This is a genomic window from Arsenicicoccus piscis, from assembly GCF_022568835.1.
Classification (GTDB): Bacteria; Actinomycetota; Actinomycetes; order Actinomycetales; family Dermatophilaceae; genus Arsenicicoccus; species Arsenicicoccus piscis.
In genome coordinates this window covers 16,024-35,163 of the sequence record NZ_JAKZHV010000012.1, presented here as the reverse complement: position 1 = coordinate 35,163, position 19,140 = coordinate 16,024, and the positions used below count along the sequence as shown (strand labels likewise).

The following is a 19,140-nucleotide window of genomic DNA, read 5'->3' as shown; positions in this document are numbered from 1 at the left end:
GGCGCGCGCCCGATGAACGTCCGAAGCCTGCTCGCCGACACGCGACCGCTGCAGAACGCGCACTTCCGGCGGTTGTGGACCGCCAACATCGTCACTGTCATCGGCGCCCAGCTGACCGTCGTGGCGGTGCCGGCCCAGATCTACGCGGACACCGGGTCATCGGCCTACGTGGGCCTGACCGGCATCTTCGGCCTGGTGCCGCTGGTCGTCTTCGGCCTCTGGGGTGGTGCGCTCGCCGATCACATGGACCGCCGAACCCTGTTGGTCATCACCACGGTCGGCCTCATCGTCTCGAGTGCCGGCTTCTGGGTGCAGGCGGCACTCGGCAACACGAATCCGTGGATCCTGTTGGGGCTGTTCGCGATCCAGCAGTCGTTCTTCGCCGTGAACCAGCCGACCCGCAGTGCGCTGCTGCCCTCGATCCTGCCGATCTCGCTACTGCCGTCGGCGAACTCGCTGAACATGACGGTCATGATGGCGGGTGCCATCGCAGGTCCGCTCGTGGCCGGCGCGCTCATCCCGGTGCTCGGCTACTCGTGGCTCTACCTGCTCGACGCGCTCTCCCTGCTCACCACGTTGTGGGCCGTGCTGCGCCTGCCGCCGCTGCCGGTGCTGCGCGGGGATGGGTCCGCTGCGGTGCGGGCCCCCGGGCTGCGCTCGGTGGTGGACGGGGTGCGCTACCTGGGGGACACCAGGTGCTGATGATGAGCTTCGTCGTCGACATCATTGCGATGCTGTTCGGGATGCCACGCGCGCTGTTCCCAGAGATCGCGCACGTCGACTTCGGCGGACCCCAGGGCGGTGGCCTGGCGTTCGCCGTGCTCTTCGCCGCCATCCCCGTCGGCTCGGTGCTCGGCGGCGTGTTCAGCGGCTGGGTGTCGCGCACCCGACGTCACGGTCGCGCGGTCGTGCTCGCCATCGTGGCCTGGGGCCTGGCGATCACCCTCGCGGGGGCGGCGATGCTGCCAGCGGGTGGCCGCGCCGTGCCGTGGTTGTGGGTCGCGGCGGCCTGCCTCGCCGCGGGTGGGGCCGCCGACATGGCGTCTGCAGCCTTCCGCAGCTCGATGCTCCAGGGCGCCGCGGCCGAGGAGGTCCGCGGGCGGCTGCAGGGCATCTTCACCGTCGTGGTCGCGGGCGGTCCCCGCATGGCCGACGTGCTGCACGGTGTCGCCGCCGGCCGGCTCGGCGCCGCGTGGACCACCCTCGTCGGTGGCGTCCTCGTCGTGGTGCTGGTCACGATCGCGTCCGCACTCGTCCCATCGTTCTGGCGGTTCGAGCCGGGCCGGGAGGGGGCGTGATGGGGCGTGATGTGATGCCGACCGAGGAAGCCTCCCCGGCTGTGCCTGCTCAGCCGACGGTGGGGTTTCTGCACACGTCCCCCGTGCACGTCCCGGCCTTCGAGGCGCTGACGGCCGCCGCGCTGCCGAGCGCCCGGGTCCTGCACGTCGTCGACGAGCAGCTGCTCGCCGAGGCACAGCGGATCGGCGTCGAGGGTGACGGCGCGGGCGCCGCTGCGGTCGCCGCCGACGTGCGATCGCGGGTGGCCGAGCTCGTCGAGCAGGGCGCTGACGCGATCTGCTGCACCTGCTCAACGATCGGTGCGCTCGCGGAGCAGGTCCAGGTCCCCGGCGTCCCGGTCCTTCGAGTAGACCGTCCCATGGCCCGGCGCGCAGCGGCCATCGGTCCCCGCGTCGGCGTCCTGGCCGCGCTGGAGTCCACCCTGGAGCCCACCCGCCTGCTGCTCGAGGACGAGGCGGCACGCGCCGGTGCGGCGGTGACCATCGAGCTGGCCGTGGCCGACGGCGCCTGGGCGTGGTTCACGGCCGGCGACCACGAGGTCTACCGGCAGGTGCTCGAGGACGCGGCGCGCGCCCTCGCCACCCGGGCCGACGTCGTCGTGCTCGCCCAGGCCAGCATGGCGGCCGTGGAGCCTCGCCTCGCGGACCTGGGCGTCCCGGTCCTCAGCAGCCCGCGGCTCGCCACGTGGCACCTGGCCGAGCTGCTCGCCGTGCCTTCCTCGGCGCGACCGGACTCGCCGTAGCCCGCCCCGCGGCGCGAGCACTCAGGTCGAGGTGGCAGGGTGGGGGCTGACCTCGACGCCCCACCTCGAAACCCCGCCCACGAAACCCCCGCCCACGAAACCCCCGCCCGCGAATCCCCGCACACGAACCCCCAGGAGCAGACATGCCGCTCAAGCCCGCCACCGACGTCCAGACCGCACCGATCGCCGCCCTCGGCCTGCTGGGTGGCTTCGTCGTGGCGCGCGAGAGCGGGATCCGCCCGCTCGGCGGCGTGCTGCTCGGGCTGTGCGGGCTCTACGCGGGCCGCACCTGGCTGGCCAAGACCGACCCGATCACCACGGCCGCGCTGTCGGCGGTCTACCTCGGCGGCTTCGGGGCGTCGCACCCGCTCGCCAAGAAGGTCGGCGCCTGGCCGGCGGTGGTCGGCGTCGCGACCGCCTCGGCCGTCTCGTCCCACCTGCTCGCCGACCGCGACTGAGCGGCCCCGCTCAGGAGTCCGCCCAGAACCCGCGCCCGCCGTACCAGTCGCCGAGGTGACCGCCGCCGAACGCCCCCGGCCCGCGCGAGCCGAGATAGGACCCGACGACGGCCACGCCGAGGTCGTCCAGCTCAGGGGCGACCACGCGTCCGTCGACGAGCCGCGCCAGCCGGTCCAGGAAGCCGGCCAGCCCCGGGTCCTCGCCGAGCCGGAAGAAGGTCGTCTGCGCACCCAGCCGGCCTGCCGTCTCGAGCTCGGCGACCGTCCGCGCGACGGTGACCGGGTGCGGGGGATAGCTGAAGTAGGCCTGCCCGTCCGGCTCGAGGTGCGCGGTGGGTTCGCCGTCGGTGACCACGAGCAGGACCGGCTGCGAGCTGGGGTGCTTGCGGAAGTGCCGGTTCGCCAGCAGTAGACCGTGGTGCAGGTTGGTGCCCTTGTCCCACTGCGCCTCGAGGCCCGTGAGCTCCTCCATGTCGACGACCTGGGCGTGCCGGGCGAAGGTGATGAGCTGCAGGTGGTCGCCGCGGAACCGGCTCGAGATCAGCTGGTGCAGCGCGAGAGCGGTGCGCTTCATCGGCACCCACCGCCCGTCCATCGCCATCGAGAACGACGTGTCGACGAGCAGCGCGACGGCCGCCTGGGTGCGGGCCTCGGTCTCGACGACCTCGACGTCGCGGATGTCGAGCCGGACGCCACCGCTCGGATCCCCGCCCGCACCAACGGTCCTCACGATGGCATTGGTGATCGATCGGGTCACGTCCCAGGGCTGGGTGTCGCCGAACGCCCACTCGCGGGTGGCGCCGGACTGCTCGCCGGCCAGGCCGGACGAGCGGACGTCGCGCTGTCCCTCGCGCGAGGACATGCGGGAGGCGACGTCGCGCAGCAGCTCCTTGCCGAGGCGGCGCATCGCCTTGGGCGAAAGCTTGAGCGACCCGTCGGATCCCCGCTTCAGATAACCGGACTCGCGCAGCGCCTTCTCAAGCTCGGCGAGCGTGCGGGCGTCGACCGCTGCCTGGTCACCGAGCTGGCGACGCAGCGCGTCCAGGTCGAGGTCGTCCATCCGGGCGCCTGAGTACTGCTGCGAGAGCTGCTCGGACAGCGCGTCCAGCTCGGCCAGGTCCTGCAGCACTCCGGTGCCGTCACCGAGCCCCATGCCCTGGTCGCCGGAGAAGTCCGACGACCCGGACCAGTCCTCGCCCGGTCTCAGTCCCTGCAGGTTCGCGTCGAGCCGGGACAGTGCGTCGTTGAGGGCCGGGGAGCCAAAAGCCTGCTGGGACAACGACATCAGCTCGGCGCGCTGCTCGGGGGTCATCGAGTTCAGCATCCGCTGACCGGCCGCGGCCCGCTGCGCCAGCGAGTCGAGCAGCTCGTCGACGTTCTTCGGCCCCTCGGGGAAGAAGTCGCCGTGCTGGTCCATGAACTCCTGGAAGTCGGCGTCGGTGTCCTCACCACGCTGGTGCTTCTCGAGCAGCTCGTTGAGGTCGTCGAGCATCTGCTGCACGGCTTGCCGGTCCGCCTCGGTCGCCCCCTCGAGCGCCTGCTTCATGCCGGCGAACCGCTGGTCGAGCATCTCCCGGCCGAGCAGGTCCTTGATCTGCTCGTAGGCCTCGCGACCCTCGCTGCTGCGCCACGGGTAGTCGGAGAGCTCCGTGACCGCCGCGGCCGGCGACGGCGGGAGGTTCTCGATGCGCATCTCGGCGAACCGCGCGTCGTCGTCGAGGTCGCGCGCGAGGGCCTTGCGCTCGGCCAGCACCGCCTGGTCCAGCAGCTCGCGCACCTGCTCGAGCGTGCCGTCAAGCCTGTTGTCCCGCAACAGCTCTCGTCGTCTCTCGGACACCTGGAAGGCCAGGTCGTCGAGGCCGTTCTGGCGCTGCCCGCCGCGGCGCAGGAACTCCTGCATCGCGCGCTCGGGGGAGTAGCCCGCCATGACCTCCTCGGAGATCGCGTCGAGCGCCTCGGCGAGGTCGACCGGCGGCGCGAGCGGGTCCGGGCCCCCACGGTAGGGGCCGTAGCGCGAGCGGTGCCGGTCGTGGGTGCTCATCAGCCGTAGACCGTCTCGCTGCCGTCGGACTCCTTGCCCACCTTGCGGGCCAGGTAGAGCCCCTCGAGCGCCAGCTCCATGGCGCTGGCCCGCTCACCCTCGTCGGTGGCGCCGAGACGCTCCGCGACCTCCTCGTAGACCGTGCTGTCGCCGAGGTCGGGCAGGCTCGCCAGCACGTCGGCCGCGGCGACCCGGTCTCCGGTGGTGACCAGCGTCCCGCCGTCCAGCGCCTCGATGAGCGGGGCGAAGTCGATGCCGCGCATCCGCTCGCGCACCGTGGCGGCGGTCGCGGTGCGCAGCAGGTGGGTGAGAATCTCCTGCTCGCGCCCCTCCTCGCCGACCTCGAACTCGATCTTGCCGCCGAGGACGTCGACCGCCGTGTGCAGGTCGACCACCCGGGCTACCGGGTGCTCCTCGTGCCGGACCGTGGCCCGGTGCAGCGCCGCCGCAGCGATCGTCTCGGCCCCCGCGATCGCGAATCGCGCTGACACACCTGACCGTTGGTCGACCGCGGTGGACTCGCGCAGCTCGCGGGTGAAGCGGGCGAGGATCTCGACGAGCGCGTCCGGCACGGTGGCGACGAGCTCGGCCTCCTGGCGGATCACGGCGATCTCGTCGGCGATCTCGAGCGGGTAGTGGGTGCGGATCTCGGCGCCGAACCGGTCCTTCAGCGGGGTGATGATCCGGCCGCGGTTGGTGTAGTCCTCGGGGTTCGCGCTCGCGACGACGAGCACGTCGAGCGGCAGCCGCAGGACGTAGCCGCGCACCTGGATGTCGCGCTCCTCCATGACGTTCAGCATCGCGACCTGGATGCGCTCGGCGAGGTCGGGCAGCTCGTTGATGGCGACGATGCCGCGGTGCGAGCGCGGGATCAGCCCGAAGTGGATGGTCTCAGGGTCGCCGAGGCTGCGCCCGGCGGCGACCTTCATCGGGTCGACGTCACCGATCAGGTCGGCGACGCTCGTGTCGGGGGTGGCGAGCTTCTCGGCGTAGCGCTCGTCGCGGTGCCGCCACGCCACCGGCAGCGCGTCGCCCAGCTCGGCCGCCCGGCGCCGCGACTCGACCGTGATCGGCTCGAGCGGGTGCTCGCCCAGCTCGGACCCCTCGATGACGGGGGTCCACTCGTCGAGCAGGCCCACCAGCGAGCGCAGCAGCCGGGTCTTGCCCTGGCCGCGCTCGCCCAGCAGGATCACGTCGTGCCCGGCGAGCAGGGCGCGCTCCAGCTGGGGGACGACCGTGTCGTCCAGGCCGTGCAGCCCGGGCCAGGGGTCCTCGCCGGCGGCCAGCTTGGCCAGCAGGTTCTCGCGGATCTCGGTGCGGACCGGGCGGGGGACGTGCCCGGCGGCGCGCAGGTCGGCCAGGGTGCGGATGCTCGTGCGATCGAGGTCTGCCACGTGCGCAACCTACCTTTCGGACCTGGGTGACGCACCGGTCTACGGCACACTGGCCACATGCTGACCGTAGAACTCGCCACCGAGCTCCTCTCCGCCGGACTGCTGTGGGAGCCGGCGCCGGGGGATCGGTTCATCGTGGCCGAGCGCGACATGGACGACCAGGTGTTCGTGCTGAGCGACATGACGATCGAGGTGCACGAGTTCCCCAAGGGCCGCGAGATCGGCTTCAACGGCGTGACCGAGTGGGCGCTCGACAGCGTCGAGATGACCGACGTGCTGTGGCTCCCGCGCGAGGAGCAGCTGCGCGCCGCGCTCGGCGACCGCTTCCGCAGCCTGTGGCAGGACCAGGGTGAGTGGGTCGTCGCGATCGAGATCGGCGGCGTGGATCCCCAGCCCAGCAGCCACACCGACACCGACGCCGAGTGCGCCTACGCCCGCGCTGTGCTGCACATGTTGCACAGCGACTCCGGCTCCGAGGACGGCCCCGACCCGCTCTGACATGATGCGGGCATGAGCCAGACGCCCCAGCAGCACGACGCCATCGAGGTCATCCGTGCCAAGCGCGATCGGCAGGAGCTGAGCGACTCCCAGATCGACTGGGTGGTCGACGCCTACACCCGCGGCGACGTCGCCGACGAGCAGATGTCGGCCCTCGCGATGGCGATCCTGCTCAACGGCATGAACCGGCACGAGATCTCCCGCTGGACCCAGGCGATGATCGCCAGCGGCGAGCGGATGGACTTCTCCTCGCTCTCCCGCCCCACGTCCGACAAGCACTCGACCGGCGGGGTCGGTGACAAGATCACCCTCCCGCTCGCCCCGCTCGTCGCCGCCTGCGGGGTCGCCGTCCCGCAGCTGTCCGGGCGCGGCCTCGGGCACACCGGCGGCACGCTCGACAAGCTCGAGGCGATCCCCGGCTGGCGGGCCGACCTCACCAACGAGCAGATGATGGCGATCCTCGAGGACCCGGGCGCGGTGATCTGCGCGGCCGGGTCCGGGCTCGCCCCGGCCGACAAGAAGCTCTACGCGCTGCGGGACGTGACCGGCACGATCGAGGCAATCCCGCTCATCGCCTCCTCGATCATGAGCAAGAAGATCGCCGAGGGCACCGGCTCGCTGGTGCTCGACGTCAAGGTCGGGTCCGGCGCGTTCATGAAGGACGTCGACCAGGCCCGCGAGCTGGCCGAGACCATGGTCGCGCTCGGCACCGACGCCGGTCTGAAGACCGTCGCGCTGCTCACCAACATGCAGACCCCGCTCGGCCTCACCGCCGGCAACGCTCTCGAGGTCCGCGAGTCCGTCGAGGTCCTCGCCGGCGGCGGTCCGGAGGACGTCGTAGAGCTCACCCTCACCCTCGCGCGCGAGATGCTTGCCGCCGCGGGCCGCACCGACGTCGACCCGGCCGACGCGCTGCGTGACGGGCGCGCCATGGACGTGTGGCGCCGGATGATCACGGCGCAGGGCGGCGACCCCGACGCCGCGCTGCCGGTCGCCGCGCACCAGCACGTGGTCCGGGCCCAGGCCGACGGCGTGCTGACCTCGCTCGACGCCTACGCCGTGGGGGTGGCCGCCTGGCGTCTCGGGGCCGGGCGAGCCCGCAAGGAGGACCCGGTGCAGGCCGGCGCCGGGGTCGAGCTGCACGCCAAGCCGGGTGCCGTCGTCCGCGGCGGTGACCCGTTGCTGACCCTGCACACCGACACGCCCGACCGCTTCGCACGCGCCGAGGAGGCGCTCGACGGGGCGTGGTTCATCGCCCCCGAGGGCTCTCGCCCCGACCTGTTGCCGCTGGTCATCGACCGCGTTGATGGCTGACCGAGCTGGTGGCTGAGCCGCCGTCGGTGGCTGAGCTGCCGTCGGTCAGCTCGCGAGCACCTGCTCCACGGTGTCGAGATCCCAGGACGAGGCGGTCTTGTCGCCGGCGCGAAGCCGGCCGGCGCCCTTCCCGTGCGCCTCGACGCGACCATCTTTGACCAGCAGCACGCTCTGGTCCGCACCGACGGGGACGTACAGCGGAGCGAATCGCGCCACAACCGGGTCGGCCGCGCCGTCGAGTCGCTCGGTCATGCGCTCGTAGGTCGCGCCCACCGTCAGCGGCGTCGCTCCCTCGACGACGGTGTCGATCCAGGCGACCGTCACCGCGTCGCCGACCTTCCCGCCCTTGAGCGCCTTGAGGACCTTCACGCGGTAGAAGATCATAGGAACCCCGGCACTATCGGCACTTCCGCCGTGGTCGACGGCTCTCCCGGCGATCGACTCGATCGTCCCCCGGAACGAGTGGGTGGCCCGCGCAGCCGCCGCCTGCACCGAGTCGAACCTCGGCCCAGCCACCGCGATGCCGCTCGAGACGCCACTGCCTGGGACGGGGGCTGCTCGACGGTGAGGCCTCGGGAGCAGCAGCACAGCCAGACACGACGAGGGTGACCCCGATCAGCACCGCACCGACTCGTCGCACGTTCACCCCCTCCGTAGACCCCGTCGCCACCATTGTCGTCCTCGTCTCGATGACGCGGGATGCCAGTGGGCGATCAGAGGTCGATCTGGTAGCGGAGCTCGTCTACCGTCTCGTCCGGCTCGCCCGTCTCGTCGGCGCGGATCAGGCCGGCTCGTGCGAGGGTGCGCTGGGAGGCGATGTTGTCCTGGGCCGTGTCGGCGACGACGCGGACCAGGCCGTGCTCTCGAGCGAGGTCGATCAGCGCCCCGACCGCCTCTGCCGCGTATCCCGCGCCTCGCGCCGACGGCGCCAACCCGTAGCCGATCTCGACGACCCCGTCGCGCGGTCGTCCCTTGAAGCCGATCCCGCCGATGGCTCGCCCGTCGGCCCGGCGTTCGATCACGTAGAACCCGAAGGGTTGCTGCTCGCCGTCGTCCTTCGACGCGCGCAGGAACATCGTGGCGCCGACGACATCCCCCTCGAACGGGAAGTCGGCCGCCCAGCGGTCGGTCGCTGCCGGGGTGCGGTCGACGATGCGGGTCGCCTCCGCCTCCGTGGCGGGCCGTAGGGTGAGGCGCTCGGTGGTCAGATCCGTCATGCCGCCAGGAGAAGGCCGCAGGAGACCTGCGGTCAAGCCGTTTTCGTCCGGCTGCGGGACCACGTCGCGGGCGGGACGGCACCGGGCGCGGCCCGTCGTTAGGGTTGGCCGCATGTCTGCACCAGCCACCGTCGAGTTCCCGTCGTTCGAGGACCTGCACCGCCGGGTCAGCGCCAAGTGGTCGTTCTACGACGACGACGTGCTGCCCATGCCGGTGGCCGAGATGGACTGTCTGCTGGCCGAGCCCATCGCCCGGGCGCTGCACGAGGCGATCGACCTCGGTGACTGCGGCTACCCGCCTCCGGCGCTGCCGCTGGCGCGGGCGTTCGCCGGGTTCTGCGAGCGGCGGTGGGGCTGGACGGTCGACCCGCACCAGGTCGTCCATACCGCCGACGTCGCCGCCGGGGTGATCGAGACGCTGCGCGGGCTGTTCGCCCCAGGCGATCGGATCGTCATCAACACCCCGGTCTACCCGCCGTTCTTCTCCTGGCCCGCCGAGGACGGCATCGGCACGGTCGAGGTCCCGATGCTGGAGACCGGCGACGCCGCGCGGCCCTACCGCCTGGACCTGGAGGGGATGGAGCGTGCGTTCGCGAGCGGGGTCAAGGCCTACCTGATGAGCAGCCCGCACAACCCGCTCGGGCACACCTTCTCCCGCGACGAGCTGGTCGCCGTGGCCGATCTCGCCGACCGGCAGGGGGTGCTCGTGCTCGCGGACGAGATCCACGCGCCGCTGACCCTGCCTGGCGTCGACTTCGTGCCCTTCCTCACGGTGAGCGACACCGCTCGTCGGGTCGGTGTGGCCTACCACTCGGCGAGCAAGTCGTTCAACCTCGCCGGGCTGAAGATGGCGCACCTGGTCACGGCCGACAAGGACCTGTTCGCGCGGGTCCGCGCAGCGCTGTCGCCGGAGATCCACCGGCACGTCGGCACCTTGGGTGACCTCGCCGGTCGCGCCGCCTTCACCGACTGCGACGACTGGCTCGACGCCCTGCGGGAGCTGCTCGCGGTGAACCACCGCACCCTGCAGGAGCAGGTCGCCGAGCGGCTGCCGCAGGCCCGGATCCTGCCGGCGACGGCGAGCTACCTGGCCTGGCTGGACCTCAGCGCCTACGACCTGGGCGACGAGCCGGCGGACGCGCTGCTGCGGGTCGGGCGGGTAGCCCTCGGCAAGGGCACGACCTTCGGCGAGCTCGGCCGTGGACACGTCCGGGTCAACCTCGGGTGTCCCACGGACTACGTGGTCGACGCCGTGGACCGGATCGACAAGACCGTGCAGGCCGTGCAGGCGCAACGGGCCGGGCACGACCAGGCCGCCGGCTGAGCCGCCGAGCGAGGCGAGACGCCGACCCAGCGCGAGCGGCCGGCCGAGGCGAGACGCCCCGGCCGGCCGCTCGACCGCCGTCACCTGCCTGATGAGCCTGTCAGTGCGTGACGACCCGTCAGGGCCCTGCCGCTAGCCGCGGCCCTGCCAGGTGCAGACGCACACCTCGTTCTTCTCCGGGTCGGCCAGCACCCAGAAGGTCGGCGCGTGCGCGTCCGAGATCACCTTGCCGCCCGCAGCCACCGCGTGCTCGATGCGCGTCTTGGCCTCGTCGGCCGGGACGAAGAAGTCCACGTGGATGCGGTTGCGCTGGCGCCGCTGGTTGTCCATCTGCTGGAACCAAATGGTCGGGTTGAACCTGGCGGGGTCGACGATCTCGTCGTCCTTCCAGGACCTGGCCGCCACCTTGTCGAGGTCGTAGCCGAGCACCGCCGCCCAGAACGGACGCACCGCCGGGATGTCCATCGCGTCGATGGCCAGCTCGAAGGTGCCGATGCCGTCGGTGGTCCAGGTGCAGCCCAGCTCGGCGCCGACCGCGTTGATCTGCTGACCGAGCTGCACGTCCCGCTTGCTGATGTCGCCGATCTCGTGCGTCGTGAGGGCGAGGCGCACCCGGGACCACCGGATGTCGATGTCGGGGTGGTGCCCGGCCGCCTCGGCGAGCTCGCCCACCCGGCGGACGAACTCGAGCGCCTTCTCGAAGTCGCCGCAGTCGACGTGCTGGTAGAGCGTGCGGTTGAGCAGGCGCCAGTGCGGCAGGGCGGTGGTGGCCTCGTAGAAGTCGACCGGCTCTGCCGGCACCGGACCGCCCGAGGGCTGGTCGTCCGCGGAGCTGGTGGCGGCTGACCTGTGGCCCGTCTCGCCCGTGGCGTCCTCGTCGGGCTCGGGGACCATCGGGTGCGGCTCGTCGGCCGGCGGCACCTGCAGGTGCTCGTGGGCGGCCGGGATGAGGTCGCGGCTCAGGTCGTGGTCCGGCTCCTCGGGGGCCACCGGGCCGGACGTGATGACCTCCTCGATGGGCTGGTGCCCGTCGTGGAACTCCAGCGTGCGCGCCCGCACGTGCTCGGGGTGCTCGACGGTCGCGGCGATGACCGCAGCGACGTTGGCCCGGGACACCTTCCCCTTGGGCTTGGTGCCGCTGGCGTCGATCTTGCCGCTGCCCGGCTTGTCGGTGAGCGTGCTCGGCCCGAGGATCGTCCAGTGCAGGCCGGTGCCGCGCAGGTAGTCGTCGGCGGCCGCCTTGGCCTGGGCGTAGGCGTAGAACGACGACTTCTCGGAGTAGCCGTGGTCGAAGCCGGCGCCGTAGTAGCTGACCATGATGAAGCGCGGCACGTCGGCCGCCACCGTGGCGTTCATCGCCCGGATCGCGGCGTCGCGGTCGACCGAGTAGGTGCGAGCCGGGTTGCCCCCGCCCGCTCCGGCGCTCCAGATGACGACGTCGTGGCCCTGCAGGATGTCGACCAGCTCGGGTCCGCTGCGGTGCTCGACGTCCGCGACGATCACGTGGGCACCGGTCGCTGCCACCTCATCCTCGTGGTCGGGGTTGCGGATCACCGAGGTCACCTCGTGACCCGCCTCCACCAGGAGGGGGACGGTCAACATCGCTACCTTGCCGTGGCCGCCGATGATGGCAATGCGCATGGGCATTCCTTCCAGCTCGGGGGCAAGCGCGCTCGCCCGTGGACGGATGGTTCGTCACCACCCTAACGGCCTGTCGTCGAGTGGCCCTGCTCGGGGAAGCGGGGGTGGGTGATGCGGCGATAGGTGTGGAGCCGGCGCACGGCCGACAGCGTCAGGACGCCGCACCACTCGGTCCGGGCGCGCGCCCACTGGGCGGGCTCGCGGCCCATCCACGACCAGGTCGGTGCCCACGACCCGTCCGGCTGCTGGGCGGCCACGAGCGCGGCGAGGGCGGTCTCGAGCGGCTCGGCGAGCACCTCGGCGAAGGGGGACTGCGGCGTGGGTGCCACGTCGAGCGGGCTCAGGCCGTAGCCCCGAAAGTCGGCGGGCGTGCGTTGGACCACCTCGGGCAGCCGAGTGGTCAACGTGGCGACCAGGCGGTCCCGCAGCGGCCGGGGGACCGCCGCCTCGGTCGCGAGCGCGGCGGCGCAGATCCACTCGTTGACCGCGCCGGCGGCCGGCCCCGACTCGACGCGCGCCACCGCGGACTCGGTGATCCGCTCGCGATCGACCGGGTCGAGCCAGCCCGGCCACCGCCAGGCCATGGAGACGAGATCGGCGGTCGGGTTGATCGTGAACCCCTCGAAGGTGCGCGCCAGCTGGCCGGGGGGCTGCTGGTCCCACCAGGGCGCGTGCGGGGCGACCTCGGCCGCCGGCGGGAGGAGCGGCCAGACGTCGCCCTGGCGCTGCGCGCCGACGTAGGACAGCGCGTCGCGCAGCAGGGACGCCAGGGGCGACCCGTCGTCCAGCCGCACGTCGAGGTCGCGCAGGATGCCGAGCGCCGTCCAGGTGGCCAGGACCGAGGGCCCCGCGAACCGACAGTCCGGCTCGAGCGCGCGCCCGAATCCGCCTCCCTCGCAACGGAACTCGCCGAGCGTTCGCGCCACCAGCTGAAGGCTGTCGGGTCCGGAGGCGCCCGGGATCCCGATGGCACCGATCCCATGACGGTAGAGCGCCCGCTCGAGCGGACGCGCCTGCTCCAGCAGGTAGATCCGGGCCTGCTCGTAGCCCTGCTCGCTCAGTCTGTCCGTCATGCGAGGAGTCAACCACCGACGTCTGACAGACCCCTCCGAGCAGCACGCAGCCGCGTGGAGCAGGGGGTCTGTCAGAGCCGGGCGCTACGCTCGGGCCGTGCCCAGGATCATCAGCTCCCCGACCCGCATCCCCGTCCCCGGCGGCAAGGTCATCGACGAGCACGTCGGCCGTGCCTCCACGGGTGACGAGGCCGTGTCCGTCGCCCACATGGTGGCGCCACCCGGCTGGACCGAGCCGTTCCAGCGCCCCGACTTCGACGAGGTCACGGTCGTGCTGCGGGGGACCGTGGTGGTCGAGCACGACGGTGGCACCCTGAGCGTCGCGGCGGGCCAGAGCGTCGTCACCCGTGCCGGCGAGCGCATCCGCTACTCCACGGGGCCCGAGGGCGCCGACTACGTCGCCGTCTGCCTGCCGGCCTTCACCCCGGACACCGTCCACCGAGAGGACGCCTGATGACTCCTCGCACGACTGCCGTCCCCAACGCCGCCGACGAGGTCCTGGCCGACCTGCCGCCCGAGCTGGCCGAGCTGATCCGGCGCGCCCCCAAGGTCGAGCTGCACGACCACCTCGACGGCGGTCTGCGCCCGAGCACGGTCGTCGAGCTGGCCGAGTCCTGCGGCTATGACGGGCTGCCGACGACTGACCCCGTCGAGCTGGCTGCGTGGTTCCGCGAGAGCGCCGACTCGGGCTCGCTGGTCCGCTACCTCGAGACCTTCGTCCACACCGTCGCCGTGATGCAGACCGAGGAGGGCCTGCGCCGGGTCGCGCGCGAGTGTGCCTTCGACCTCGCGAGCGAGGGCACGGTCTACGCCGAGATCCGTTATGCGCCAGAGCTGCACACCGAGCGCGGGCTCAGCCTGGACGAGGTCGTGACCGCGGTGACCGAGGGCTTCGCCGAGGGCATGGAGGACGCCCGCGAGGCCGGGCACCCGATCCGGGTGCGCTCGCTGCTCACCGCCATGCGGCACGCGGCGATGTCCCGCGAGATCGCCGAGCTCGCGGTGCGCCACCGCGACACCCAGGTCGCGGGCTTCGACATCGCCGGCGCCGAGGACGGCTTCCCGCCGAGCCGGCACCTGGACGCCTTCGAGTTCTGCCGCCGGGAGAACTTCCCCATCACCATCCACGCCGGCGAGGCATTCGGGCTGCCCTCGATCTGGGAGGCACTGACCTGGTGCGGGGCCGACCGGCTCGGCCACGGCGTGCGCATCGTCGACGACATGGAGATCGACGGGCTGCCCTACGCCGAGGCAGTGGCCGAGGTGCCCGCCGGCGCCGTCGCGCCGACGGCGGTCAGCCTCGGCCGGCTCGCGGCGTCGGTGCGCGACAAGCGGATCCCGCTCGAGATGTGCCCGAGCAGCAACGTGCAGACCGGCGCCTCGGCGTCGATCGCCGCGCACCCGATCAGCCTGCTGAAGGCCCTGAAGTATCGGGTGACGCTCAACTGCGACAACCGCCTGATGAGCAACACCTCCATGACCAAGGAGATGGCGCTGCTCGTGCGCGACGCCGGCTGGACGCCCGAGGACCTGCGCTGGGTGACGATCAACGCGATGAAGTCCGCCTTCCTGCCCTTCGACGAGCGGCTCACCCTGATCAACCGGGTGATCAAGCCCGGCTACGCCGCGCTGGGCGTGGGGTAGGGCCGGCCGATGAGCGCCGAGGCCACCCGCCCGACAGACCTGGCCCGCCCGTCAGATCTGGCCTGGCCGGCTGAGCTGGCCGGGCGCACCCCGCTGCTCGTGGTGGACCTGGACCGGCTCGACCGGGCGATCTCCCGGATGGCAGCGCACGTGGCCGGGCTGGGGCTGGCGGCGCGGCCGCACGCCAAGACGCACAAGTGTGTCGAGATCGCGCAGCGCCAGCTCGCCGCAGGGGCCGTCGGGCTGACCGTCGCCACGGTGGGCGAGGCCGAGGTGTTCGCCGACGGCGGGTGCCGCGACCTGTTCATCGCCTACCCCGTGTGGGCGGCGGGTGAGCGGGGCGAGCGACTGGCGGCGCTCGCCGACCGGGTGTCGCTGCAGGTCGGGGTGGACTCCGCCGAGGCGTCCGAGCTGTTGGCCGAGGCCCTCGGCGGTCGCGACGTGGGCGTGCTCGTCGAGATCGACAGCGGCCACCACCGCTCCGGGGTAGACCCCGTGCAGGCTCCCCAGGTCGCCCTCGCCGCCGCTGCGGCCGGGTTGCGGGTCGACGGCGTCTTCAGCTTCCCCGGGCACGGCTACGGCCCAGGTGGCGGGGCGCAGGCCGCGGCTGACGAGGCGGCCGCGCTGGGCGCAGCAGCGGAGGCGATGCGGGCTGCCGGCCTCGAGGTGCGCGTCGTGAGCGGCGGGTCCACGCCGACGGCCGACGCCGCGGACGCGCGGGTGCTGACCGAGCTGCGGCCGGGGGTCTACGTGTTCTACGACGCGCAGCAGGCCGAGCTCGGCACCTGCACCCTGGACGACATCGCCCTGACGGCAGCGACCACCGTCGTGAGTCGGCGTCGCACCCCGCAGGGCGGCCAGGTGGTCGTCGATGCCGGCAGCAAGACACTGGGCGCTGACCGTCCCGCCTGGGCTACCGGTCACGGCCGGGTGCCCGCCGTCCCCGACGCGCGCGTCGTCGCGCTGTCCGAGCACCACGCCACCATCACCTGGCCCGACGGGTGGGAGCTGCCCGCGCTCGGCACCGTCCTGCAGGTCGCGCCCAACCACGCGTGCAACGCCGTCGGCCTGGCCGACGAGCTGGTCGTCGTGCAGGGCGGCGCGGTCGTGGACACCTGGCAGGTCGCGGCCCGCGGGCGCAACGCCTGAGCTCGTCAAGCTCGACGCGCCTTGCCTCACCGGCAGGCGCAGCCGTCAACCCCGCGCTCAACCCCCGAGCGCGACTCTGGCCAGCCCTGACCAGCGCTCGCCCAGCCCTCAGGCCCTGTTCCGTCGACGCCTTCCGTGCTGGGTGGGGGGGACTGTCGCAGGAACGGTGTAAGCGGCCCGTTGCCCGGTAGGGCAGGAAGGGGCCGATGATGGCCGAGACACTGGTGGGCGTGAGCCCGACCGAACCGCAGATGCAGGACCCGCACGATCCGGGACCGGATCCCGTTGCCGACAGCGCCGCGTCAGGCCCGCCCGACGCGCCAGCGCAGCCGGTGGCGTCGGGGCGGGCCCGGTCGAAGCAGGACCTGGCCGCGTTGCAGCGCCTGGTCCGCCAGGCCCAGGAGGACGGCGTCGCGTTGACCGGCCCGGACGGGCTGTTGAAGATGCTGACCAAGACGGTGATCGAGGTCGCCTTGGATGAGGAGATGTCCTCGCACCTGGGGTACGACAAGCACGCTGTCGAAGGGCGCGGCAGCGGGAACTCGCGCAACGGGACCCGCGCCAAGACGGTCATCACGGACAACGCCGGACCGGTCGAGATCGACGTCCCACGCGACCGGGCGGGCACGTTCGAGCCCCAGCTCGTCAGGAAGCGTCAGCGCCGGTTGACGGACCTGGACGCGATGGTGCTGTCGTTGTACGCCAAGGGCCTGACGACCGGGGAGATCTCTGCTCACCTGGGCGAGGTATACGGGGCGTCGGTGTCCAAGGACACGATCAGCCGGATCACCGACCGGGTGGTCGAGGAGATGCAGGCCTGGTGGGCGCGGCCGTTGGAGAAGGTCTACGCCGCGATCTTCATCGATGCGATCGTCGTGAAGGTCCGTGACGGACAGGTCCGTAACCGGCCGTTCTACGCCGCGATCGGCGTGGACCTGGACGGGCACAAGGACGTGCTGGGGATGTGGGCCGGGGACGGTGACGGGGAGTCCGCGAAGTACTGGCTCGCGGTGCTGACCGAGCTGCGCAACCGGGGCGTCAAGGACGTGTTCTTCGTCGTGTGCGACGGGCTCAAGGGCCTGCCGGACAGCGTGAGCGCGGCGTTCCCGCAGGCCATCGTGCAGACGTGCATCATCCACCTGATCCGTAACACCTTCCGGTACGCGAGCAGGAAGTACTGGGACCAGATCGCCAAGGACCTCAAGCCGATCTACACCGCACCGACCCCCGCGGCGGCGCGGGAGCGGTACGAGGAGTTCGCCGCGAAGTGGGGCAAGGCCTACCCGGCGATCACGACGCTGTGGGACAACGCCTGGGAGGACTTCATCCCGTTCCTGGACTACGACGTCGAGATCCGCCGGGTGATCTGCTCGACGAACGCGATCGAGAGCCTGAACGCCCGCTACCGGCGCGCCGTCCGCGCGCGTGGGCACTTCCCGAACGAGCAGGCCGCGCTGAAGGTGCTGTACCTCGTCACGAGGAGCCTGGACCCCAAGGGCACCGGTCAGACACGATGGGTCACACGCTGGAAGCCCGCGCTGAACGCGTTCGCCATCACCTTCGCCGACCGCATGCCGGCCGCCGAGGACCGCTGAAAATGAAACCGCCGCTTACACCGTTCATCGGACAGTCCCGGGTGGGGATGCGCGCACGAACGCGTGGGGTGCGCAGGGTCGGGAGGGCGGCGTGTCACGGTTTCGTGGGCGTCTCTCGGAAGGGTGCGCGGATTACCTAGTGGGGCGGGTGGCCCGTGGTGGGGTGGGGATCCGCGCAGGAAGGCCGTGGGACGCGCAGGGTCGCGTGGGGTGCGCAGGGTCGGGAGGGCGGCGTCTCACGGTTTCGTGGGCGTCTCTCGGGAGGGTGCGCGGATTACCTGGTGGGGCGGGTGGTGGCCCGTGGTGGGGTGGGGATCCGCGCAGGAAGGCGTGGGACGCGCAGGGTCGCGTGACATGCGCAGGGTCGGGAGGGCGGCGTCTCACGGTTTTGTGGGCGTCTCTCAGGAGGGTGCGCGGATTACCTGGTGGGGCGGATGGCCCCGTGGTGGGGTGGGGATCCGCGCAGGAAGGTGTGGGACGCGCAGGGTCGCGTGGGGTGCGCAGGGTCGGGAGGGCGGCGTGTCACGGTTTCGTGGGCGTCTCTCGGAAGGGTGCGCGTATCGTCCAGCTGTGGACACCGCCGCCGCACCCCGCGTGCTCGTCATCGGTCTCGACCCCCGCCGCGTCCCCGGGCCGTGGGACCCCGAGCCGGTGGTCGCGGCGATCGAGGCGGGCCTGGCCGAGTTCGAACGCCACGGCGTGCCCGTCCAGACCTGCCTGGTCGGCATGGACGGCATGGACGGCGGCGACGACATCGAGACCGTCGTCACCGAAGCGCTGCGCGCCCACCCCTTCGCGTGCGTCGTCGTCGGCGGGGGTCTGCGCCACTCGGACGACCAGGTGGAGCCGCTCGAGCTGGTCATCAACCTGGTGCGCCGGCACGCCCCGGACGCCGCCATCGCGTTAAACGACAGCCCGGCCACCACCTACGAGGCGGCTGCTCGCTGGCTGAGCTAACGCAGGCCGAGGCGACGCCGGAGCTGCTCGTCACGCTGCAGCCGCTCGAAGTCGCGCCGCCCACGATCGGCGATGACGGCCGCCAGCACCGACTCGACGTCGGCGTCGGGCGGTGGCGGCGGGGCTACGTGGCGCAGGACCTGGCTCGCCAGCTGCTGGCCGAGCTCGGCACGGGACGCGTGGCTGAGGCCGTCGCGACGGGCGAGGAACTGCCGCACCGACAGGGCCAGCCCGGCGGGCAGCGGGGCGATGTCGGCGGTGCCGGCCCAGTGGGCGAGCGCGGGTGGCATCGCGGCGGGCGGGGGCGTCTCGAGGCCGATCCGCTCGCGAACGACCACGGTCCCCGGCGGCGAGGTCGCCGAGCCGGCGGCCGCGCGAGTCGATGATCGAGGAGAGCGACGCCACCAGCCCGAAGGTGCCCCACAGCTCAAGCACCCCGACCAGCGCCCGCACCAGCGCGTGCCGCCCCGTGATCGGACCGTTGTCGAGCCGGACGACGCGCGTGCCGCACGCGAGCTTGCCGAGCGATCGGCCTACGGTCAGCGTCTCGACCACGGTCGGGAGCACCACGAGCAGGCCCGCGGTCAGCAGCACGGTGTAGACCCCTTGCAGAGCCCGGTCGAAGCCCTCGGCCCAGCGGCTGGTCGCCCAGGTGAGCAGCCACAGCAGCCCGACCGTGACGAGCCCGTCGACGACGCCGCCGAGCAGACGCAGGCCGAACCCGGCCGTCGGCACGTCGAGGGCGACGGCTTCACCGGTCACCAGGTCGTCGCGTCCCACCCCCACGGTCATGG

General features: G+C 72.3%; 19 protein-coding genes and 1 pseudogene. 12 read left to right on the top strand and 8 right to left on the bottom strand.

What is annotated here, in order from left to right:
* Window positions 1-12: 12 nt before the first annotated feature.
* The 4 genes from MM440_RS16600 to MM440_RS16585 all read left to right on the top strand — a co-directional run bounded on the left by MM440_RS16600 (window position 13) and on the right by MM440_RS16585 (window position 2,499).
* Window positions 13-702: an MFS transporter gene (locus tag MM440_RS16600; protein ID WP_241446422.1), complete on the top strand. Its 690-nt coding sequence runs from the start codon at window positions 13-15 to the stop codon at window positions 700-702.
* Window positions 702-1,298, top strand: coding sequence for a hypothetical protein (locus tag MM440_RS16595; RefSeq protein ID WP_241446420.1), 597 nt, complete (start codon window positions 702-704; stop codon window positions 1,296-1,298). Before MM440_RS16600 ends, MM440_RS16595 begins: the two co-directional genes overlap by 1 nt.
* A gap of 83 nt (window positions 1,299-1,381) precedes the next feature.
* On the top strand, window positions 1,382-2,041 hold the full coding sequence (locus MM440_RS16590) for an aspartate/glutamate racemase family protein (protein ID WP_241446418.1): 660 nt from the start codon (window positions 1,382-1,384) through the stop codon (window positions 2,039-2,041).
* A 143-nt stretch (window positions 2,042-2,184) separates the two neighbouring features.
* On the top strand, window positions 2,185-2,499 hold the full coding sequence (locus tag MM440_RS16585; protein WP_241446416.1) for a hypothetical protein: 315 nt from the start codon (window positions 2,185-2,187) through the stop codon (window positions 2,497-2,499).
* A gap of 10 nt (window positions 2,500-2,509) precedes the next feature.
* Here the strand turns inward: MM440_RS16585 and MM440_RS16580 are convergent, their stop codons facing one another.
* Entirely contained in the window at window positions 2,510-4,540 is a 2,031-nt protein-coding gene (locus tag MM440_RS16580) for a vWA domain-containing protein (protein ID WP_241446409.1), read from the bottom strand.
* Window positions 4,540-5,934, bottom strand: a complete 1,395-nt coding sequence (locus tag MM440_RS16575) for a sigma 54-interacting transcriptional regulator (protein WP_241446407.1) — start codon at window positions 5,932-5,934, stop codon at window positions 4,540-4,542. Before MM440_RS16575 ends, MM440_RS16580 begins: the two co-directional genes overlap by 1 nt.
* A gap of 57 nt (window positions 5,935-5,991) precedes the next feature.
* Between MM440_RS16575 and MM440_RS16570 the strand changes: the two genes are divergently transcribed.
* Together MM440_RS16570 and MM440_RS16565 are read left to right on the top strand one after the other, a co-directional pair.
* The gene (locus MM440_RS16570; RefSeq protein ID WP_241446405.1) at window positions 5,992-6,432 is read left to right on the top strand and encodes a pilus assembly protein CpaE; all 441 of its coding nucleotides are present in this window, start codon (window positions 5,992-5,994) and stop codon (window positions 6,430-6,432) included.
* 12 nt (window positions 6,433-6,444) lie between these two features.
* Window positions 6,445-7,746 carry a thymidine phosphorylase gene (locus MM440_RS16565; protein ID WP_241446403.1) on the top strand — a complete coding sequence of 434 codons (1,302 nt, stop codon included), beginning with the start codon at window positions 6,445-6,447 and terminating at the stop codon, window positions 7,744-7,746.
* 45 nt (window positions 7,747-7,791) lie between these two features.
* Here the strand turns inward: MM440_RS16565 and MM440_RS16560 are convergent, their stop codons facing one another.
* Together MM440_RS16560 and MM440_RS16555 are read right to left on the bottom strand one after the other, a co-directional pair.
* The gene (locus MM440_RS16560) at window positions 7,792-8,130 is read right to left on the bottom strand and encodes a hypothetical protein (protein ID WP_241446390.1); all 339 of its coding nucleotides are present in this window, start codon (window positions 8,128-8,130) and stop codon (window positions 7,792-7,794) included.
* Between the two features lie 329 nt (window positions 8,131-8,459).
* On the bottom strand, window positions 8,460-8,963 hold the full coding sequence (locus tag MM440_RS16555; RefSeq protein ID WP_241446370.1) for a GNAT family N-acetyltransferase: 504 nt from the start codon (window positions 8,961-8,963) through the stop codon (window positions 8,460-8,462).
* A gap of 112 nt (window positions 8,964-9,075) precedes the next feature.
* On the opposite strand from MM440_RS16555, the gene MM440_RS16550 reads away from it, so the two are divergent.
* Window positions 9,076-10,287, top strand: coding sequence for a MalY/PatB family protein (locus MM440_RS16550; RefSeq protein WP_241446367.1), 1,212 nt, complete (start codon window positions 9,076-9,078; stop codon window positions 10,285-10,287).
* A 132-nt stretch (window positions 10,288-10,419) separates the two neighbouring features.
* On the opposite strand, the gene MM440_RS17500 is transcribed toward MM440_RS16550, so the two are convergent.
* Together MM440_RS17500 and MM440_RS16535 are read right to left on the bottom strand one after the other, a co-directional pair.
* On the bottom strand, window positions 10,420-11,928 hold the full coding sequence (locus tag MM440_RS17500) for an NAD(P)H-binding protein (protein ID WP_338155675.1): 1,509 nt from the start codon (window positions 11,926-11,928) through the stop codon (window positions 10,420-10,422).
* Between the two features lie 62 nt (window positions 11,929-11,990).
* Entirely contained in the window at window positions 11,991-13,001 is a 1,011-nt protein-coding gene (locus tag MM440_RS16535) for a hypothetical protein (RefSeq protein ID WP_241446365.1), read from the bottom strand.
* Between the two features lie 97 nt (window positions 13,002-13,098).
* Between MM440_RS16535 and MM440_RS16530 the strand changes: the two genes are divergently transcribed.
* The 5 genes from MM440_RS16530 to MM440_RS16510 all read left to right on the top strand — a co-directional run bounded on the left by MM440_RS16530 (window position 13,099) and on the right by MM440_RS16510 (window position 18,346).
* Complete coding sequence (locus MM440_RS16530) at window positions 13,099-13,455, top strand: cupin domain-containing protein (protein ID WP_241446363.1); 357 nt, start codon at window positions 13,099-13,101, stop codon at window positions 13,453-13,455.
* Complete coding sequence (locus tag MM440_RS16525) at window positions 13,455-14,645, top strand: adenosine deaminase (RefSeq protein ID WP_241446348.1); 1,191 nt, start codon at window positions 13,455-13,457, stop codon at window positions 14,643-14,645. Before MM440_RS16530 ends, MM440_RS16525 begins: the two co-directional genes overlap by 1 nt.
* Before the next feature lie 9 nt (window positions 14,646-14,654).
* Window positions 14,655-15,794 carry an alanine racemase gene (locus tag MM440_RS16520; RefSeq protein ID WP_241446346.1) on the top strand — a complete coding sequence of 380 codons (1,140 nt, stop codon included), beginning with the start codon at window positions 14,655-14,657 and terminating at the stop codon, window positions 15,792-15,794.
* A 251-nt stretch (window positions 15,795-16,045) separates the two neighbouring features.
* Entirely contained in the window at window positions 16,046-17,389 is a 1,344-nt protein-coding gene (locus tag MM440_RS16515; RefSeq protein WP_420914187.1) for an IS256 family transposase, read from the top strand.
* A 570-nt stretch (window positions 17,390-17,959) separates the two neighbouring features.
* Window positions 17,960-18,346, top strand: a complete 387-nt coding sequence (locus MM440_RS16510) for a hypothetical protein (RefSeq protein WP_241446343.1) — start codon at window positions 17,960-17,962, stop codon at window positions 18,344-18,346.
* Here MM440_RS16510 and MM440_RS16505 read toward each other — a convergent pair.
* Both MM440_RS16505 and MM440_RS17670 read right to left on the bottom strand, forming a co-directional pair.
* On the bottom strand, window positions 18,343-18,684 hold the full coding sequence (locus tag MM440_RS16505) for a hypothetical protein (protein ID WP_241446323.1): 342 nt from the start codon (window positions 18,682-18,684) through the stop codon (window positions 18,343-18,345). The two genes, MM440_RS16510 and MM440_RS16505, sit on opposite strands and share 4 nt — an antisense overlap.
* 16 nt (window positions 18,685-18,700) lie before the next feature.
* Window positions 18,701-19,138, bottom strand: a pseudogene (locus tag MM440_RS17670) (RDD family protein); the annotation flags it as partial.
* Window positions 19,139-19,140: the final 2 nt, after the last annotated feature.

What these genes read in the sequence shown, in the direction of transcription:
- MM440_RS16585 (WP_241446416.1), top strand. Translation starts at nt 2,185, where the DNA reads ATGCCGCTCAAGCCCGCCACCGACGTCCAGACCGCACCGATCGCCGCC.
- MM440_RS16550 (WP_241446367.1), top strand. Translation starts at nt 9,076, where the DNA reads ATGTCTGCACCAGCCACCGTCGAGTTCCCGTCGTTCGAGGACCTGCAC.
- MM440_RS16565 (WP_241446403.1), top strand. Translation starts at nt 6,445, where the DNA reads ATGAGCCAGACGCCCCAGCAGCACGACGCCATCGAGGTCATCCGTGCC.
- MM440_RS17500 (WP_338155675.1), bottom strand. Translation starts at nt 11,928, where the DNA reads ATGCGCATTGCCATCATCGGCGGCCACGGCAAGGTAGCGATGTTGACC.
- MM440_RS16595 (WP_241446420.1), top strand. Translation starts at nt 702, where the DNA reads ATGATGAGCTTCGTCGTCGACATCATTGCGATGCTGTTCGGGATGCCA.
- MM440_RS16570 (WP_241446405.1), top strand. Translation starts at nt 5,992, where the DNA reads ATGCTGACCGTAGAACTCGCCACCGAGCTCCTCTCCGCCGGACTGCTG.
- MM440_RS16600 (WP_241446422.1), top strand. Translation starts at nt 13, where the DNA reads ATGAACGTCCGAAGCCTGCTCGCCGACACGCGACCGCTGCAGAACGCG.
- MM440_RS16555 (WP_241446370.1), bottom strand. Translation starts at nt 8,963, where the DNA reads ATGACGGATCTGACCACCGAGCGCCTCACCCTACGGCCCGCCACGGAG.
- MM440_RS16515 (WP_420914187.1), top strand. Translation starts at nt 16,046, where the DNA reads ATGCAGGACCCGCACGATCCGGGACCGGATCCCGTTGCCGACAGCGCC.
- MM440_RS16580 (WP_241446409.1), bottom strand. Translation starts at nt 4,540, where the DNA reads ATGAGCACCCACGACCGGCACCGCTCGCGCTACGGCCCCTACCGTGGG.
- MM440_RS16535 (WP_241446365.1), bottom strand. Translation starts at nt 13,001, where the DNA reads ATGACGGACAGACTGAGCGAGCAGGGCTACGAGCAGGCCCGGATCTAC.
- MM440_RS16525 (WP_241446348.1), top strand. Translation starts at nt 13,455, where the DNA reads ATGACTCCTCGCACGACTGCCGTCCCCAACGCCGCCGACGAGGTCCTG.
- MM440_RS16560 (WP_241446390.1), bottom strand. Translation starts at nt 8,130, where the DNA reads ATGATCTTCTACCGCGTGAAGGTCCTCAAGGCGCTCAAGGGCGGGAAG.
- MM440_RS16520 (WP_241446346.1), top strand. Translation starts at nt 14,655, where the DNA reads ATGAGCGCCGAGGCCACCCGCCCGACAGACCTGGCCCGCCCGTCAGAT.